We start from the raw sequence: 17,307 nt of genomic DNA, 5'->3' as shown, positions 1-17,307 counted from the left end.
AGGGGGCGGAGCGACGATGTTGTTGCTCCGCCCCCTTTTTAATTTGCACAGACAACAAGACTGCGCTCGGCACCGCGCGCCTCAAACATGTCCAACAATGTCTGGAAAAATGGCTCCCCGAGTAAAATCGACTGCGCTTCCGCCGCTTTTCGCCCGCTTCCGCCCCTTGCCACTGATGCGCTGATTACAGGGGGAAACTTCGCCTTGCGCTTCCGTGGGCTTTCGTTGACTTTCGTGCTAATCCGCGTCAAGTGTGGGTAAGGATGTTGGCAAGCAAAGGATGGCTCCCCATTGTCGAGGCTTACCGCTTTGCAGGTGAAGCGCGCTCCGCCGGGAACGCACGTGGATGGCAAAGGCCTGTTGTTGCGGGTGCAGCCGAGCGGCGCGAAATCGTGGATATTGCGGGTGCAGGTGGACAAGCGGCGGCGCGATATCGGGCTTGGCTCGATTGATGATCTGTCGCTTGCCGAGGCGCGGGAAAAGGCGGCGCACTTGCGCAAGATCGCCCGCGCCGGTGGCGATCCAATCGCCGTGCGCGACTATCGCGCGCCAGTGATTCCCACTTTTGCCGAGGCGGTGATCGCGGCCCATGCCGAGCGGGCAAAGGGCTTGAAGGAGAAATCGGCGGCGCAATATCTCTCCAGCCTGCAAAGCCATGCCGTGCCAGTGATCGGTCATTACAAGGTCGATGCAATCGAGAGCGCCGAAGTGATCGCGGCGCTTGCTCCCATTTGGACGGAGAAACCGCAGATCGCCCGCAAGGTGCGTCACCGGATCGATGACGTTCTCCACTATGCCAAGGCACACGGTTGGCGGGCAATGCCGCCACCATCGGCAAAGGAAATCACGCGCGGGCTGGCGCGCCAGCCTGAAAGCAAACCGCTCGAGGCAATGCCCTATGCCGAGGTTCCTGCCTTTGTGGCGAGCGAATGGGTAAAGGATGCCTCGCCCGCGCGGCTTGCGTTGCTGTTCACCATCCTGACCGCTGCGCGCCAAGGGGAAGCGCGGCAGGCGGACTGGGCGCAGATCGACCGCGAGGCGCGGGAATGGCGAAAGCCTGCATCGATCACGAAAAGCGGTAAAGCTCACGAGGTAGCTCTGAGCGCAGAGGCGCTGGCGATCCTCGACCGCGCCGCCGAGCTTTGGGGCGAGACGGGGCTGATATTCCCGAGCGTGCGGGGCAAGGTGCTGACCAATGCCGCGCTTGGCAAGATGCTGCGCGATGCTGGGCGGCCCGAGACGGTGCACGGTTTCCGGTCGAGCTTCCGCACGTGGGCGGCGGAAAAGATGCCAGACACGCCGCCAGACGTTGCCGAGCTGGCGCTGGCGCACAAGGTCGGGAGTAATGTCGAGCGGCGTTATCAGCGGTCGAGCTTGCTTGAAATGCGGCGCCAGCTGCTGGGGGCTTGGGGGAAATTCGCCGCGCCAGTTTTTGGGGGGCGAAATGCCGGATAAGGACGACACGCCAGCCCGCCAGCCCCTTCGGCTCATTTCGGATTCCGAGCCTGCTGCGCCGTTTCCAGATGGGGCAACTATCGATGAACCGCCCGGCTTTTCATCACTAATCGACCCTGCCTTGGTCGAAGAGATACGCCAATGGGATGCGCTACCATCGGAACGAAAGGCTGCGTATTACCTTGCCAGCAATGGCCTATTGAACGGTGATCTTGCGCCACTCGCTGCATATCTCAGGGCGGGGTGGCCGCTCGACCAGACGCTATCAGACCAAGTGGCCGATGCAATTGAAGGGCCGGATTCGGAAGGTTACACGATCCGGATGGTGCGGCGCGGCTCTGGCAGGAAGCTGACCTTTAACCAGCGTGAGGATCTCCACAGACGGAACCTCTCTATCGCCATGTTTGTTCGCGCTCGCCAAATTGAAGATGCCGAGAAGGGCATCAAGGGAACCTACGATTCGATCATTAGGGAGGCTATGCGACGCTGGCGATTGGGGGAATCTGCCATCCAAGCGGCAGTTGCAGAGACCAAAGCTCTGGTGGGCGAGGAAACTTGGTTTTCGGGCGGCTCCAGTCAAAAATGAGAATTCGCTGGACTGCTAATTTGTAGCCGCGCCCTTCCGTGTGTGTATTTAGAAGGCCTCTTTTGAATGGAGGCTTTCATGTCGGAAACCCTTATCCCGCTCGAAGCAGTCGAGCAGCTGGTTCAGGTCAAGCGGACGAAAATCTATAGTATGATCGCAGCGGGTGAATTCCCGCGCCCTGTCAAAATCGGGGCCGCGTCCCGCTGGCCGAAAAGCAAGGTCGAGGCGTGGATCGCCGAGCGCGTCGCCGCCGCGTCTTAAGCCATCCATCATGGAACCGGCAGTCCTGAATTTGCGGGGTGTGGGGTTATGACTTCGATTCCCATTAACGACCAGCTTTCGCTCCCGCTTGTGCCGGGATCGCCGATTGCGCGGCTTGCGAGGCAGTCGCCATCGCAGGCCTTGCGCGCGGTGGCCGAGGCGGTTGCGGAAGCGCAGCGCCGCGCCTCTCCTTTCGCCGATTGGGTGGATCGCTATCTCGACCAGGCGGAAGGTGCGAAGGTCGAGCATGATGAGCTGTTCGTCTCTTACCGGCAATTCTGCAACGCGGTGGACGTTCCGCCCGATGAGCGGCTGTCCTATCCTGCATTCGGGCGGCAGCTGACCGAATTGGGAATGCCGCTGGAAAAGGTGCAAGGCCGCGCTCCGCTGCGCGTTGGCTGGCGATTGCGCAGGAAGGCCGCGCTCGCGCCGCTGCTGGATGGGGAGGCATCGGTTGATCGCTTTATCGCCGAGCGGTGCCGGGTGCTGGATCGCGCCAGCAAGTCCTGCATCCGGTCGCTGGAATTGCACGAGGCCTATCGAATGTGGGCGGCAGAGGGTGGCAGGGATGCCATCGGGATCAAGCGTTTCGCGCAACAAATGCGGCTGCTGGGTTTCAAGCAAAAGCGATCAAACGGAATGTGGTGGCAGCGCGTGGCGCTGGTAACACCATCCCCTCGCCCCTTTGGGGGCGATGATGATGCTTCCGGTGTGGAGAAGGTTGCGCAATCAAAGCCGGAGAAGGGGCAATGAGCCTTCGATCTGGCGCGATTGGAAGGCCTTGCCCTTCCGCGCGGGTGCTGCATCCGGCGATCATTGGAAGGCTGAAACCCGCAGGAATGCTGGAGTTTCGAGACATTTGGGAGGGTTGGAAGGAAATTCTTACCTTTCCTATAGGCGCTGACAGTCCTGTTTTCTTGCACGGCAGTTATACCGATTTACCTTCCGTCCTTCCATTATCACTACATTCTCTAACAAGATCAGTAACTAACTCCCTTCCATTCTCAGTAATAGAGGCCTTCCGTTGGAAGGGCAGGGGGGCGGTCGAAAGTTCACAAGCTCGAACGCCGGATAACCGCCGTCTATCTCATTCAAACATTTTTTATTCTCGCGCGGGAATTTTTGGGCGGGTGCGCGGCGCTGGTTGGTCGAGAATGCTCGATCTGGCGCGGGCGCCGCGCGGCGGGCCTTGGGGTTGGCAACGTGACTAGCGGCCCGCTGCGCGGCGCTGGCGAAGCATCGGAAGGCGATCTTGGCCTTTGCCAAAATGGCGGATTGTCGGCGGGTTTTTCCCCTTCCGCCGCGCTCGATCTGTTCGGCGAGCCTTCGCCGCCGCCTCGCAAGCCGGGGCGGCGGGGACACGCGCCGACACCGGAAGCGCGGCAGCTGGTGCGCGATCTGCGCGCCGAGGGGCTTTCGCTCGGGCAGGTTGCGGATCGCCTTGGCGTGCACAAGAACACGATTTTTCGCCACTATGCCGAGGACGCGGGATCGCGCTCGCAGGCGGGCTTGCGGAGCGAAGGCCTGCCATCGCCATTGCCGAGGGGAAGGCCTCGCCATGAGCCTACACCGGCGCAGCGCGCCACGGTGGCGCAGCTCGCCCGCGAAGGCCGCGCGCGCCCGTCCATCGCGGCGGCAATCGGAATCACAACGCCAACACTGGTGCGCCACTATCGGCGCGAATTGAACGGAGAGAGCAATGGAGACTGAGACCTTTGTGCTGCGCATTTCGCCAGCACAGGCGGCGCAGATCGAGCGCGGTCAGCTTTTGGCGGCGCTCGACCGGGCAACGCGGCCTTTGACAGCGCGCGAGATTGAAAAGGGCTTGCAGAAATGCGGAGCGAGCCGCCGCGCGGCGGAGAGATTGGCAACGGCGCTGAAAGGGCTCGGCGTTGTGCTGCTGGTGAAAAGAGAAACCGAAAGGACGCAAGACGATGAACAATCCTAATTTACCCGATGAGGCGGCGAAGGCCGAAATGTTGGCGCTGCGCGCGCAGGCGCAGGCGTGGATCGATAGCCTGCTGGTGTCAGGAATGAGCGAGAACGCGGCGGTGTCTGCCATCCAGCTCGCCCTGGTGGAGCGGCTGCTGGTGGCGGGCGGGGTGAGCAAGACGGTGAGCTGGTTGGCGGGCTGGGAGCATATGGTGGCAGCATCGGGCGAGGCCATGCTGGTGGAATTGCGAAAAGGAGGGGCTTGACGATTTTGGCCGTTGCTGCGATGTTCCGCTTGCTCCAACCGGCTCATACCCGGCGAGCTGAGCCGCAAAAGCCACCTTTTTGGGATGGCGATCGGCGACAAGTGGAACAAGATTGCAGGCGTTCAAAGCGTAGCAGGATTGTGAAGCTCTAGGACAGAAACCGCCTTGCTGGCGGACTGCCTTTTGTCGTGATCGTCTGCGCTGCGGCCAATGTCTCAAGCCCGACGATCCTCTAAAACGATCAACACGGGAATTTGAGCAATGAATATCGAAACGAAATTGAAGAGCGCCAGTGGCCCCGAAGAGATTGCGGGGCTTATCAAGGGCGCGATCCTGCAAAACGCCAAGGGTAACGCCGAAAACTCCGTTCGCCTGAACCAGATCGAGCAACTTTTGGGGCAGCGCGGCGGGGGTGGCGGTTTCACGCCAGCCTTCACCAGTGCCGGGCAGAAATTTGTCGATAGCGACGCATTCGAGAGCCTGAAATCGAACCTTCACGCCGGGCGGCGCGTTGGGATCGAGACGAAGGCCACGATCACCAGCCTGACAACCGATGCGGACGGCTCTGCTGGCGATCTGCTGGTGCCGATGATGGACACGACCTACACCGGCCCCAAGCGCCGGATGATGGTGCGCGATCTGTTGCCGGTGGTGCAGGTTATCGGCGGGAGCGTGGAATATGCCAAGCAAACCGGATTTACCAATTCGGCGGACACGGTGGCGGAAGGCGCGCTCAAGGGGCAATCCGAGCTGAAGTATGATCTGGTGACGGTGCCGATTCGCACCATCGCGCACTGGGTGATCGCTTCGCGCCAGATTCTCGATGACGCGCCGCAGCTGCGCGGCCTGATCGATAACGAGCTGCTGTTTGGCCTTGCCTTTGTCGAGGAAGATCAGCTGCTGAACGGCGGCGGCACCGGCACGGACTTGAACGGCATTTTCACGCAGGCCACCGCCTTCGCGGCGGGCGGCTTGACGGTGACGGATCCCAACAAGATCGATGCCATCGGCGCGGCGGTGCTGCAAAATGCGCTGGCGGAAGAACCCGCCACGGGCATTATCGTGCACCCTTCGGACTGGACTTCGATGCGGATGGAAAAGGACGCGGACGGGAAGTATATTCTCGGCGATCCTGCCGCTGAAGTCGCCCCGCGGCTGTTCGGTTTGCCGGTGGTGGCGACGCAGGCAATGGCAGCGGGGAATTTCCTTGTCGGCAATTTCCGCGCCGCAACGCTCTACGACCGCTGGGAAGCGCGGGTCGAGATGTCGACGGAGGATAGCGACAACTTCCGCAAGAACCTTGTGACGGTGCTGGCGGAAGAACGCATTGGCCTTGCGGTCAAGAACACGGCGGCCTTCACGAAGGGCGCCTACGCGACCGCGATCACTGACCTGACCAGCTGAGAATGATCGAGGCGGCTTTTCGGTGTGCCGCCTCGATTTGCCCGCGCCGCTTGTGTTCCGGTGGCGCGGGCACCCTTTTCCATCCATTGGAGACTGACACATGGCCACTGATGCCACACTCGCCACCCTTGCGGTTAAGCTGGCGATGGACACTTCCGAGTTCGCCGCTGGCAGCACGAATGCGCAGCAGCTCGCCGGGCGGCTGCGTGACAGCATCCGGTCGATTGGCGAGGCGTGGATGGACGCAGGGCGGGAGCTTTCCCGCAATATCACCCTGCCGGCTGCAGGCGCGCTTGCCGCGTTCGCAGCGGCCTCGCGCAACACTGCCGACGAATTGAAGGGGATGCGGCAAAGCGCGCAGGTGGCGGGCATGGGCCTCGAAGAGTTCCAGCGTGCCGCCTATGCCGCGCAAACGGTCGGCATGGATTATCAAAAGCTCGGCGACGTGTTCAAAGACGTGCGCGACAAGATTGGCGACTTCCTCGCCACTGGTGGCGGGGAGCTGCAGCACTTTTTCGAGAATATCGCGCCGCAGGTGGGCATCACGCAAGAGGCGTTCCGGGGCCTGAGCGGGCAAGAGGGCCTGCAGCTGCTCTATGACAGCCTGATCGAGGCAGGCGTGGGCGCAAACGAGATGGTTTTCTATCTTGAAGCGGTCGGCAGCGATCTAACCCAGTTGCTCCCACTGCTGGCGGACGGCGGCGCGGCATTTCGGGAGTTGGGGGATAGCGCGCCCGTTGTGAGTGACGAGGCCGCCGCCAGCTATCAGCGATACGCCGATGCGATGAAGGGCATGGGCGAAGCGGTCGATAAGCTGCAGCACGCTTTGACCGAGGCGGGGATTCTCGACTGGATTAGCGCCATGATCGAGCGCGGCACGGTGTGGGTCGAAAAGCTCGCCGCAACCAATCCCACCCTGTTGCGCATTGCGGCCGGTGTGGCGCTGGCGGCGGCGGCAATGGGGCCGCTGATGCTGGCAATGGGTACGCTTGCCGCCACCATCCTGCCATTGTTCGCCGCGCGCTTTGGGCCGGTTGGGCAAGCGATATCGTTCCTTATCAACCCGATTGGGACGGTGATTGGCCTGCTGGCGAGCTTTGTGCAGCGGCTCGGCGCGATGACAATCCTGCGCACCGTGGCGGGCTTTCTCGCCCGCTTCGCGGGGCCGGTGGGCGTGATTGTGACGCTCGGCGCGCTTGTCCGCGACAATTGGGAGCGGATTGCGCCAATCCTGCAGGAAGTGAAGGACGGCTTTCACGCGGCGCTTGGCCCGTCCGTGCAGGAATTTGTCAGGACGGTCACGGCCCTGTTCGAAGAGTTCTGGAACGGGCCGATGGGCCAAGGCATTCGCGCGGCCATTGGCGTTCTCCAGCAATTCGGCGCGGCGGTGTGGGATTTGCTGGGCGACCGGCTGATAGACATTTTGACCGCTGCGAAGGAGATTGCGCTGGGTGTGTTCCGCCAGATCGCCATTGCAATCGATCTGGTGACATCGGTGTTGCAGGGAGATTGGGCAGGCGCGTGGGAGGCGGCAAAATCGCTGGTGACCAATGCGAAAGTGACCATTTTGCGCGCCATTGATGCGCTGACCGGCGGCGCGCTGACCTATCTGCAGAACCTCTATTACGGGGTGGAAAATTGGATACGGCGCAAGCTGGGGCAAGTCTGGCAATGGCTCATTGGCCGGATCGAGGCGGTTAAGGATTCATTCTACAACCTCTATGACGCGGTGGTTGGCAATTCCTATGTGCCGGACATGGTGGACGGTATCCGCGACCATATGGCGCGGCTCGATGCTGTCATGGTGCGGCCCGCGCGCGAAGCGACGGCGGCGGTAACCGAAGAAATGCGCGCGATGGCGCAAGAGACGCAGGCCTTGCTCGACCGGCTGTTCCCCGAGTTGCGCCGCGTGCTCGACTATCGCCGCGATCTGGCGATCCTGAACCGCAATGATGCAGGCTTGAATGATGCAGAGTTGCGGGAGGCGCGGATTCGCCTTGGCGTGCTGCACGGCGGCGGAACGCCGGGGGAGCGGCCTGAAATTGACGTAACGCGGCTTGAGCCCTTCCCGCAATTCAATCCCGATGCGCTGCGCGAGCTGTCCGAAGCGGTGGCAGCGACCGGGCAAGACGTTGCGGACGCGAATGCGCAGATGGCAGAGAGCTTTGCCGAAATGGCGCAGCAGGCGGTGGACTCGATCAAGGGGCTGGTTGACGCGATCAAGAGCGGCGATCTGGGCGGCATCCTCGAAAGCGTGTTCGGCATTTTCACTCAATTGAGCGGGAGCGGCCTGTTCGGCGCGAACCTGCAGCAGACCTTCGCCAATGTGCGCGTCCCCGGCTTTGCCAACGGCACGAATTTCGCGCCTGGTGGTGCTGCATGGGTAGGCGAGCGGGGGCCGGAGCTGGTGCATTTGCCGCGCGGATCGCAAGTCACTCCGAACCATGAGCTGGGCGGGTATTTCGGCGGCAAGCTGCAGGTCGAGGTGATCGCCAACAATAACGGCTTTGGCGCGCTTGTCCGCAATGCGGCGGGGCAGGTGGTGGCAGAGGCCGCGCCTTCGATCATGGATGGCGGCGCGCGGCTTGCCAATGGCCGCGCTGTGCAGCGCGCTTCGCGGAGCCTTTCGCGATGACTGACGGGAATGCGCAGCAGGCGCTAAATATCGCCTTCTATGTGCTGGCCGAAATGCTCGAACGTGAAGGCGTGCTCGATCAAGCGCGGCTTGCGGCGGCGCTCGACCGCGTGGAGTTGCCAGACAAGCCTTTTGTTGTCGCCAATCTGCAGGGCATGGCGGCAACGTTGCGCGGGAGGCCTTTCGGGCCGCTGCAGCTGGCGGTGATCGAGGGCGGCGCGGCGAGCGATACCTAAGAAGGCTTGCCAGAGAATCGCCGGGAGCGCATAAGCATCGGGCCGGGGAGCTGTTGACGCAGCGCACCGGCCCTAACCTTAGACGATCATTGGAGGATCGAATGGCTGAGTTCCCCTTAGGCGGCAGAGTGCTGCCCTTCAAGATTCCTACCGGACTGGACGCGCTAAAAGCGCGTGATGCGCAATTCTGGCAGGCGCACGCCGCGTGGCGGCTTGCCTATGATGCTTTCGAGTGCTGGGAAGGTTTCCCCGATACGTGCGCGCAGTCGCGCTTCCTGCTGGAACGCAGCGAGGCCTTGCGCGAGGCAATGCTGGCAATCCCTGTGCGGACAGCATCGGCGCTGCTGCTGAAATTCGAAGCTGCGAATGCGGGCGGCGGGACGGGGCTGGGCATCCGCCTGCCATCCGGCTTGACCGTGGCCGAAGTGCTGCAATCCGATATGGAGCGCATGGCGAAGCTGGAAATGTGGGGCGATGATGCCTTCGCTGATCTGGCGGAAGGGTGAAGCGCGCCACATCAGCGATATGGACGCAATCCGCGTTGCGGGGCTGATGTAGCCAATCCAATTTGTTGGCAGGAATGTGGGACGCAAAAAGCGCGGTTTGAGAAAAACCGCGCTTTTCAAATCTTTATGTAAGGTGATTGGCTCCCCGAGTAGGATTCGAACCTACGGCCAAGTGATTAACAGTCACCTACTCTACCGCTGAGCTATCGGGGAGCAGCCCCCAAAGCGGTATGGATGGGGGCAGAACGCGCCTATATGTGGGAGGGATTCGTTTGGCAAGACCGTTTCGCGGGCAAATTTCACCGTCCGGTAATTTTATGGAAGAGGTCAGGTAACGAACTGTTCGGCGACAATCCGCTCGTCGAGCGTGTGGCCGCGATCGAACAGCAAGGTCATGCATTTTTCCCGCGCGATTTCGATGTGGACTTCGGCCACGTCGCGCACTTCGCGCTGGTCGGCAACGGCGGCCACGGGTCGCTTGGCGGGTTCGCGCACGCGGAACGTCACGCGGCTTGAATCGGGCAGAATGGCACCCGGCCAGCGGCGCGGGCGGAACGGGCTGATCGGGGTGAGTGCCAGCATCGCTGAATCGAGCGGCAGGATCGGGCCATTGGCGGAGAGGTTGTAGGCGGTCGAACCCACCGGGGTCGCCAGCAATACGCCATCACCAGCCAGCTCCGGAATGCGCACCTTGCCGTTCACCAGAATTTCGATCTTCGCGGTTTGGCGGGTTTCACGAAGCAGGCTAACTTCGTTGATCGCACAGAACGTTTGCGTTCCACCGTCCTGCGTCACCGCTTCCATCCGCAGCGGCGAGACGACGATCGGTTTCGCTTTGGCCAGTCGCGCCGCCAGATCTTTCGTCTTGCGGTGCGGGTTCATCAGGAAACCGACCGTGCCGAGATTGATGCCGAACACCGGCATGATGTGCTTGCCATCCAGCATCGCGTGCAGCGTATCGAGCATGAAGCCGTCTCCGCCCACAGCAATAACCGCCTCTGCCTCTTCCAGCGGCACGAAGTTCGCGCTGTGGCGCAGTTCGGCGGCTGCCGCTTGTGCACGCTCGGACGTCGAATGGAGCAGGGCGAGCTTGTCAAACTGCTGCGGCAAGGGCGATGGCTGTGTCATCGCGCGCGACACTATGGAGCAGCGTCCCGATTTGCAACGCGCCATTCACTGCGCAAGACGCGTGCGTTAAGATTTGCCAGAGGCCTGCTATGCCCATTCCCGCTCCCACATTTGAACGGCGCGCCCGTATCGATCGCCGCCGCAGCGAGCCGCATCCGATTACCGAGGATCTGGCCGAAGCGATCACGCGCGACGCAATCGAACTGCTGTTCCAGCCACAATGGCGGAGCGAGGACGGGGCGATTGTCGGGGCGGAGGCGCTTATCCGCTGGAACCATCCCGAGCATGGCAAGCTGGCGGGTGATGCACTGTTCGCCATCGCGCAGAGCGGCGGACTGGCACGTCGCCTATCGCGCCATGTGACCCGCGCGGCGCTGGACGAAGCACGCCTGTGGCCTGCCGACTGGCGGCTTTCGATAAATGTCACCGCGATGGATTTGTTCGACCGCACCTTCGCCGAAGGTCTCCTAGAAATGATCGGCGATAGCGGCTTTCCGCCCGAACGGCTGACTTTGGAAATTACCGAGCAGGCGCTGGTAGCCGACCTTGACCGTTCGGCAGAGCGGTTGACGGTGCTCGCCGATGCAGGTCTGCGTATCGCGCTTGACGATTTTGGCGCGGGTTTCTGCAATTTCCGCTACCTCAAATTGCTGCCACTGCATTCGCTGAAGCTCGACCGCTCGATGATCGAAGGCATAGCCGATGATCCGCGCGATCTGGCGGTGCTGCGCGGCATTCTGGCAATGGCGGACGCATTGGAACTGCGGGTGATCGCAGAGGGCGTCGAAACCGAAGCCCAGCGCGAAGTCGCGGTGCGCGAAGGTTGCCATGTGTGGCAGGGCTTTCTTGGTGGAAAGCCCGTTCCCGCTGCGGATTTTCCGGGCGAGGGGAAGAGCGTTTTCCGGTTTGGTGACTAAGCCGCCTTCTTCGCCGCCCGTTTCACAATATTGCTCAAACCCTTGGTCAATTGGAACAGCCCGTTCAGACGGCTTTCGGGATCGCCCCAGGCGCGATTGATCTGGAGTTTCATATCGGGGCGCAGTTTCGCGGTGCCTTCGCGGCCTTCGTTCAAACGCGCGACATAGGCGATCAGGCCGGCGGGATCGGGGAAGTGATCCTTGTGGAAGGCCACCAGCGTGCCGCGCGCGCCGACATCGATCTTGGCGATATGCGCGGTGATCGCCTGTGCCTTTATTTCGATAAGGCGAATGAGGTTCTTGGTCGGCTGCGGCAGTTCGCCAAAGCGGTCGATCATTTCGGCGGCAAGGCTTTCGATCTCGGCCTGGCTCTCGGTCTGGTTCAGGCGACGGTAAAGCGCCATGCGAACGGCAAGGTCGGGGACGTAATCCTCCGGTATCATGATCGGTGCATCCACGGTGATTTGCGGGGAGAGGCCGCTGGAATCCGCCTCCAGCCCGGCATCGCCCGCCTTCGCCGCCATGATCGCGTCTTCCAGCATCGCCTGATAGAGTTCGAAGCCGACTTCGCGGATATGACCCGATTGCTCGTCACCCAGCAGATTGCCCGCACCGCGAATGTCGAGATCGTGGCTGGCAAGCTGGAAGCCCGCACCTAGCGAGTCGAGGTCGCCGAGTACTTTCAAACGCTTCTCCGCCACTTCGCTCAATTGCATATCGGTGGGCGTGGTGAGGTAAGCGTAAGCGCGGATCTTGCTCCGGCCCACGCGCCCGCGCAGCTGGTAGAGCTGTGCTAAGCCAAAGCGGTCGGCGCGGTGGATTATGATCGTGTTGGCGCTCGGCAGGTCGAGCCCGCTTTCGACGATGGTCGTCGATAGCAGCACTTCATATTTGCCTTCGTAAAACGCGCTCATCCGTTCTTCGATTTCGCCCGCGCCCATCTGGCCATGGGCGGAAACGGTCTTCACTTCGGGCACGGTGTCACGCAGCCATGCTTCCAGCTGTTCCATGTCGGAAATGCGCGGCACGACGATAAAGCTCTGCCCGCCGCGATGGTGTTCGCGCAGCAGCGCCTCGCGCACCACCATCTCGTCCCATTCCATCACGTAAGTGCGCACGGCGAGGCGGTCGACCGGCGGAGTCTTGATCGTCGAAAGCTCGCGCAGCCCGCTCATCGCCATTTGCAGCGTGCGCGGAATGGGCGTGGCGGTGAGCGTCAGGACGTGGACGTCGGCACGTAATTGCTTGAGCTTTTCCTTGTGGGTGACGCCGAAACGCTGCTCTTCATCGACAATCACCAGGCCGAGATTCTTGAACTGCGTGTTCTTGGAAAGGATCGCGTGCGTGCCGATGACGATATCGATATCGCCCGATGCCAGTCCGTCGCGGGTCTCCTTCATCTCCTTGGCGGAAACGAGGCGCGACAAGCGACCGATCTTGAGCGGGAAACCGGCGAAACGTTCGCTGAAATTCTGGAAATGCTGGCGGGCGAGGAGCGTGGTCGGCGCGACCATTGCCACCTGCTGGCCGTTCATCGCGGCGACGAATGCAGCGCGCAGGGCGACCTCTGTCTTGCCAAAGCCGACATCGCCGCAGACGAGGCGATCCATCGGCCTGCCGCTTTCCAGATCGCGCAGCACATCAGCGATGGCGGCTTCCTGATCCTCGGTCTCTTCGTATTGGAAGCGGTCGAGGAATTGGTTGTAGCTCGCTTCGTCCGCCGCCAGCACCGGTGCCTTGCGCAAGGCCCGCGCAGCGGCCACTTTCATCAGCTCTCCGGCGATAGCGCGGATGCGTTCTTTCAGGCGGGCGCGGCGCTTCTGCCATGCTTCGCCGCCCAGCCTGTCGAGCGGGACGGATTCTTCGGACGAGCCATAGCGGCTGAGGACTTCGAGGTTCTCGACCGGAATATAAAGCTTGTCGCCGCCCGCATATTCCAGCCGCACGCAATCGTGCTGGCTCTTGCCGACGGCGATAGGTTCAAGCCCGATATATTTGCCGATGCCGTGGTCGATATGGACAACCAGATCGCCGCGACTGAGCGCCTGCAACTCCGCAAGGAAAGCGTCGGCGTCTTTCTTCTTCTTGCGGCGGCGGACAAGGCGGTCACCCAGCAGATCCTGCTCGGTGATGATTTCCAGCTCGTCATTGGCAAAGCCCGTGTCGAGCGGCAGCACCATGGCCGCGGCTTTGCCCTTCGCGGCGGCACCGAGCGCCTCTTGCCACGTAGCAGCGGTCGCCACGGGCGTTCCGGCTTCCTCGATGATCGAGGTAATGCGGCTCAATGAACCTTGCGTGTAGGCGGCAAGCAGCGGGCGCTTGCCAGCCTTACCGAGCGCGGCGAGATGCTTGGCGGCAGCCTCGTAAACATTCGAGCCCGCGCTACGCTCCGGTGTGAAGTCGCGCGCGGATTTGAACCCGAAATCGAGCACTGTGTCGCTCTCCGGCTCATCGAACAGTGTCGCGCGGTGCATTGGCCAGGCGGTGAGAGCGCGTTTGAATTCGTCCTCGTCCAGATAAAGCTGTTCGGGATCAATCGGGCGATAACTGCCCCGGCTCTGGCCCGAGGTCTCGCCGCGCTGGCGGTGATAGTCGGCGATGTCCCTCAGCCGCTCCTCCGCCGCCGACATGGCTGCTGCATCGATTACCACCGTGTCCTTGGCATCGAGATGGTGGAACAGGGTCGCCATCCGCTCTTCGAATAGCGGGAGCCAATGCTCCATACCGGCAAGGCGGCGCCCGTCGCTCACTGCCTCGTAGAGCGGGTCTTGCGTCGCATCCGCGCCGAAGCTCTCGCGATATCGGCTGCGGAAGCGTTTGATGCTGTCTTCGTCGAGCAGCGCCTCGCTCGCGGGAAGCAGGAGGTGGCTATCGACGGTAGCCGTGGTGCGCTGCGTATTGGGATCGAACAGGCGCAGGCTTTCCAGCTCATCCCCGAAGAAATCGAGCCGCAAGCCGCCTTCCAGCCCGCTTGGATAGATGTCGACAATGCTGCCGCGCATTGCAAACTCGCCGGTGTCGACCACTGTATCGACACGGGTGTAGCCCTGTTTGCGCAGCAGGATGGCGAGGCTTTCATGGCCGATCTCGACGCCCGGCTTGAACTCGCGCACCGCCTCGCGGATGCGGAACGGTGTGAGCACTCGCTGAAGTAAGGCGTTGACCGTCGTGACGAGCAGCTGCGAGCCGCTCTTGCCCGATTGCAGACGGTGTAGCGCAGCAAGGCGCTGCGCGCTCACCGACATGGCAGGGCTGGCGCGGTCGAATGGCAGGCAATCCCATGCCGGGAATTCGATCACCTGCAGTTCGGGCGCGAAGAAGCGCGCGGCATCGGCGACGGCGCGCATGGCGGCATCGTCGGGAGCAACGAAAACCGCGCGGTTGGCCGAGGCGCGCGCCAGATCGGCCATCACCAGCGGCTGCGCACCGCGCGCGACTTGAGCGAGCGTGAGCGGAGTTTCCGCTTTCAGAATACGGGAGAAATCGGGCATCGGGGCATCAACTCACGGCAAGCGAAAAAGCCCCCAGCTCTTTCGAGATGGGGGTCGAACGCCGCCTAGATGCTCACATAATCCAGCTTCTGCAAGGCCGTCATTTGGGCACCGCGCAGTTTTTCCGGCGGTTCCTGCGTGCCGAGCGCCCACGCCATGACATCAACGTCTTCTTCATCGAGCAGCGCCTCGAACCACGCGAGCTCGTCTTCGCTCCAAGCAGCGTGATAGGTGTCGAAGAAACAGCCGAAAGTGTAATCAGCCTCGCGCGTGCCGCGATGCCATGCACGGAATTTGGCGCGGGCGATGCGGGTGGTGAGATCGGGGGAAGTCATGGTGCCAGCTTCTACCGATGCGCTCCGCAATCGGCTAGAGCCAATCCATGCGCCCCGAAATCCTCAATCCGCTTTTTGCCGGGATCGATAGCCTCGAAGGCGTCGGGCCGAAGCTGAAGAAGCCGCTCGCCAAATTGCGGTTGGAGCGGGTGCGCGATGTGCTGTTCCATTTGCCCGATCGTTTCGTGATGCGGCGCGCTGTGCGTGATCTGGATGATGCGCAGGTCGGCGAGAATGTCTTTATCGCCCTTACGGTCGTCGAACATCGAAGCAGCCGTTCCCCGCGCGGCCCGTACCGGGTGATTACGCGCGACGAGCCGGGAAATATCTGCACGATCACCTATTTCGGCAAAGCCAGCTACACTGCCAAAAAGCAGCTTCCCGTCGGTGCGCGGCGGTGGGTGGCGGGGCGGCTCGACCAGTATGACCAGATGCTGCAAATCGTGCATCCTGATCACGTCGCGGAAGAAAGCGCGGAGGCGATGGGTAAGATGGTCGAGCCAGTCTACCGCCTTGCCGAAGGTCTGACTCAGCCGCGCATCGGCGGCATGGTTGCGCAGGCGCTGGAGCGCGCGCCCGAGCTTGGCGAATGGATCGAACCCGGCGTCCTCGCACGCGAAGGCTGGCCGACCTGGCGCGAGGCCATCCGCGCGGCCCATGCGGGTGAGAACGCCAAAGCTAACGACCGTCTCGCTTATGACGAACTTTTCGCCAATGCGCTCGCGCTGATGCTGGTGCGCCAGCAGAACCGCGCGCGCAAAGGGCAAGCATTGCAAGGCGACGGAACGTTGCGCGGCAAGCTGCAATTGCCGTTCCCGCTCACCGGCGCGCAGCAGCGCAGCATTGACGAGATTGCAGGCGATATGGCGCAGCCTTCGCCTATGCTCCGCCTGCTGCAAGGCGATGTCGGTGCGGGCAAGACGGTGGTGGCGCTGGAGGCAATGCTGGTGGCGGTGGAGGCGGGCGCTCAGGCGGCGCTGCTGGCTCCCACCGAACTGCTCGCCCGCCAGCACTACGATAGTCTGCGCAAGCTCGCTGGCCCCACAGGTGTCGAGATCGCGCTGCTGACAGGCCGCGACAAGGGCAGGGCGCGCGAGAGCATCCTGATGGGCCTGCTCGACGGGAGCATCGACATCGTCGTTGGCACCCATGCGATTTTTCAGGATACGGTCGCGTACAAGAACCTCGGTTTGGTGGTAATTGACGAGCAGCACCGCTTTGGCGTCTCGCAGCGACTGATGCTGACGCAAAAGGGCAGGGTGACGCCGCACACTCTGGCGATGACTGCAACGCCGATCCCGCGCACGCTGGTGCTCGCCAATCACGGCGAGATGGAAGTCAGCCGCTTGGACGAGTTGCCTCCCGGTCGCCAGAGCATCGACACCCGTGTGCTCCCGCTCGACCGGTTGGATGATATTACGGCGGCTGTCGGACGGCATCTGACCGGCGGCCAGCAGGCCTATTGGGTGTGCCCGATGGTGCGCGGATCGGAAAGCGAGAATGACGATCTCGCCGCTGCCGAGGCGCGCTATGCCGCGCTTAAGGAGGGGTTCGGCGATGATGTCGTGCTCGTCCACGGCCAGCTTGCGCCCGAATTGAAAGACGCCGCGATGGCGCGCTTTGCGTCGGGGGGCGCGAAGCTCCTGGTCGCGACCACCGTAATCGAAGTCGGCGTCGACGTGCCCAACGCCACGCTGATGGTGATCGAGCAGGCCGAACGCTTTGGCCTTGCGCAACTCCACCAGCTGCGTGGGCGTGTGGGGCGGGGGAGCGAGAAATCGACTTGCCTGCTGCTCCGTTCGAACGAGCTGAGCGAGACGGGCAAGAAGCGCCTCGAACTGATGAAATCGTCGCAAGACGGCTTCGAACTCGCCGAAGAGGATTTGCGCCTGCGCGGGGGCGGCGAATTGCTCGGCACACGGCAATCGGGTGAAGAAGGCTTCTCTATTGCCTCGCTCGAACAGGTCTCCCGCCTGATCGATACTGCGAATGCCGATGCAAAAATGCTGGTGGAGCAGGAAGGTGGACTGGAGAGCGAACGCGGCCAGGCGGCGCGTGTGGTGCTTTATTTGCTTGAACGTGATTGGGGTGTCCAAACGCTACGCGGAGGCTGACCTTCAGAATCCCGATTGCGCGGCGCAAAAATCGGCGTAAT

The 17,307-nt window shown here is 62.2% G+C and carries 16 protein-coding genes and 1 tRNA gene; 13 read left to right on the top strand and 4 right to left on the bottom strand.

Going from position 1 to position 17,307, the window contains the following annotated elements; all coding sequences use genetic code 11:
• Positions 1-291 precede the first annotated feature (291 nt).
• From ACS0VV_RS06900 to ACS0VV_RS06850, 11 genes are all read left to right on the top strand, one after another.
• Positions 292-1,455 (top strand): tyrosine-type recombinase/integrase, encoded by a 1,164-nt coding sequence (locus ACS0VV_RS06900; protein WP_483531987.1) that lies wholly within the window; start codon positions 292-294, stop codon positions 1,453-1,455.
• Positions 1,445-2,041, top strand: a complete 597-nt coding sequence (locus ACS0VV_RS06895; RefSeq protein WP_483531986.1) for a hypothetical protein — start codon at positions 1,445-1,447, stop codon at positions 2,039-2,041. Before ACS0VV_RS06900 ends, ACS0VV_RS06895 begins: the two co-directional genes overlap by 11 nt.
• Positions 2,042-2,107: 66 nt before the next feature.
• Entirely contained in the window at positions 2,108-2,302 is a 195-nt protein-coding gene (locus ACS0VV_RS06890; RefSeq protein ID WP_483531985.1) for a helix-turn-helix transcriptional regulator, read from the top strand.
• 48 nt (positions 2,303-2,350) lie between these two features.
• Positions 2,351-3,055 (top strand): hypothetical protein, encoded by a 705-nt coding sequence (locus ACS0VV_RS06885; RefSeq protein ID WP_483531984.1) that lies wholly within the window; start codon positions 2,351-2,353, stop codon positions 3,053-3,055.
• A gap of 450 nt (positions 3,056-3,505) precedes the next feature.
• Entirely contained in the window at positions 3,506-4,012 is a 507-nt protein-coding gene (locus ACS0VV_RS06880; RefSeq protein ID WP_483531983.1) for a hypothetical protein, read from the top strand.
• Positions 4,002-4,250 carry a hypothetical protein gene (locus ACS0VV_RS06875; protein WP_483531982.1) on the top strand — a complete coding sequence of 83 codons (249 nt, stop codon included), beginning with the start codon at positions 4,002-4,004 and terminating at the stop codon, positions 4,248-4,250. The genes ACS0VV_RS06880 and ACS0VV_RS06875 overlap by 11 nt, the downstream gene beginning before the upstream one ends.
• Positions 4,237-4,500: a hypothetical protein gene (locus ACS0VV_RS06870; protein WP_483531981.1), complete on the top strand. Its 264-nt coding sequence runs from the start codon at positions 4,237-4,239 to the stop codon at positions 4,498-4,500. Before ACS0VV_RS06875 ends, ACS0VV_RS06870 begins: the two co-directional genes overlap by 14 nt.
• 261 nt (positions 4,501-4,761) lie before the next feature.
• Positions 4,762-5,904, top strand: coding sequence for a phage major capsid protein (locus ACS0VV_RS06865; protein WP_483531980.1), 1,143 nt, complete (start codon positions 4,762-4,764; stop codon positions 5,902-5,904).
• Between the two features lie 100 nt (positions 5,905-6,004).
• Positions 6,005-8,539 (top strand): phage tail protein, encoded by a 2,535-nt coding sequence (locus ACS0VV_RS06860; RefSeq protein ID WP_483531979.1) that lies wholly within the window; start codon positions 6,005-6,007, stop codon positions 8,537-8,539.
• Complete coding sequence (locus ACS0VV_RS06855) at positions 8,536-8,775, top strand: hypothetical protein (protein WP_483531978.1); 240 nt, start codon at positions 8,536-8,538, stop codon at positions 8,773-8,775. Before ACS0VV_RS06860 ends, ACS0VV_RS06855 begins: the two co-directional genes overlap by 4 nt.
• Positions 8,776-8,876: 101 nt before the next feature.
• On the top strand, positions 8,877-9,281 hold the full coding sequence (locus ACS0VV_RS06850) for a hypothetical protein (RefSeq protein WP_483531977.1): 405 nt from the start codon (positions 8,877-8,879) through the stop codon (positions 9,279-9,281).
• A 138-nt stretch (positions 9,282-9,419) separates the two neighbouring features.
• On the opposite strand, the gene ACS0VV_RS06845 is transcribed toward ACS0VV_RS06850, so the two are convergent.
• Together ACS0VV_RS06845 and ACS0VV_RS06840 are read right to left on the bottom strand one after the other, a co-directional pair.
• Positions 9,420-9,494: transfer RNA gene (locus ACS0VV_RS06845), tRNA-Asn, on the bottom strand.
• 114 nt (positions 9,495-9,608) lie between these two features.
• A complete protein-coding gene (locus ACS0VV_RS06840) occupies positions 9,609-10,409 on the bottom strand; it encodes an NAD kinase (RefSeq protein WP_483531976.1) in 801 nt (266 codons plus the stop codon).
• An 89-nt stretch (positions 10,410-10,498) separates the two neighbouring features.
• On the opposite strand from ACS0VV_RS06840, the gene ACS0VV_RS06835 reads away from it, so the two are divergent.
• Entirely contained in the window at positions 10,499-11,326 is an 828-nt protein-coding gene (locus tag ACS0VV_RS06835) for an EAL domain-containing protein (RefSeq protein ID WP_483531975.1), read from the top strand.
• Here ACS0VV_RS06835 and mfd read toward each other — a convergent pair.
• A complete protein-coding gene (gene mfd, locus ACS0VV_RS06830) occupies positions 11,323-14,817 on the bottom strand; it encodes a transcription-repair coupling factor (protein ID WP_483531974.1) in 3,495 nt (1,164 codons plus the stop codon). The genes ACS0VV_RS06835 and mfd overlap by 4 nt on opposite strands.
• A gap of 65 nt (positions 14,818-14,882) precedes the next feature.
• A complete protein-coding gene (locus ACS0VV_RS06825; protein WP_483531973.1) occupies positions 14,883-15,152 on the bottom strand; it encodes an FAD assembly factor SdhE in 270 nt (89 codons plus the stop codon).
• 47 nt (positions 15,153-15,199) lie between these two features.
• Between ACS0VV_RS06825 and recG the strand changes: the two genes are divergently transcribed.
• Entirely contained in the window at positions 15,200-17,266 is a 2,067-nt protein-coding gene (recG, locus tag ACS0VV_RS06820) for an ATP-dependent DNA helicase RecG (protein ID WP_483531972.1), read from the top strand.
• Positions 17,267-17,307: the final 41 nt, after the last annotated feature.

This window comes from Aurantiacibacter sp. KMU-128 (genome assembly GCF_056933515.1).
The sequence above is the reverse complement of the archived record's forward strand: the minus strand, read 5'-3'. Positions and strand labels throughout refer to the sequence as shown.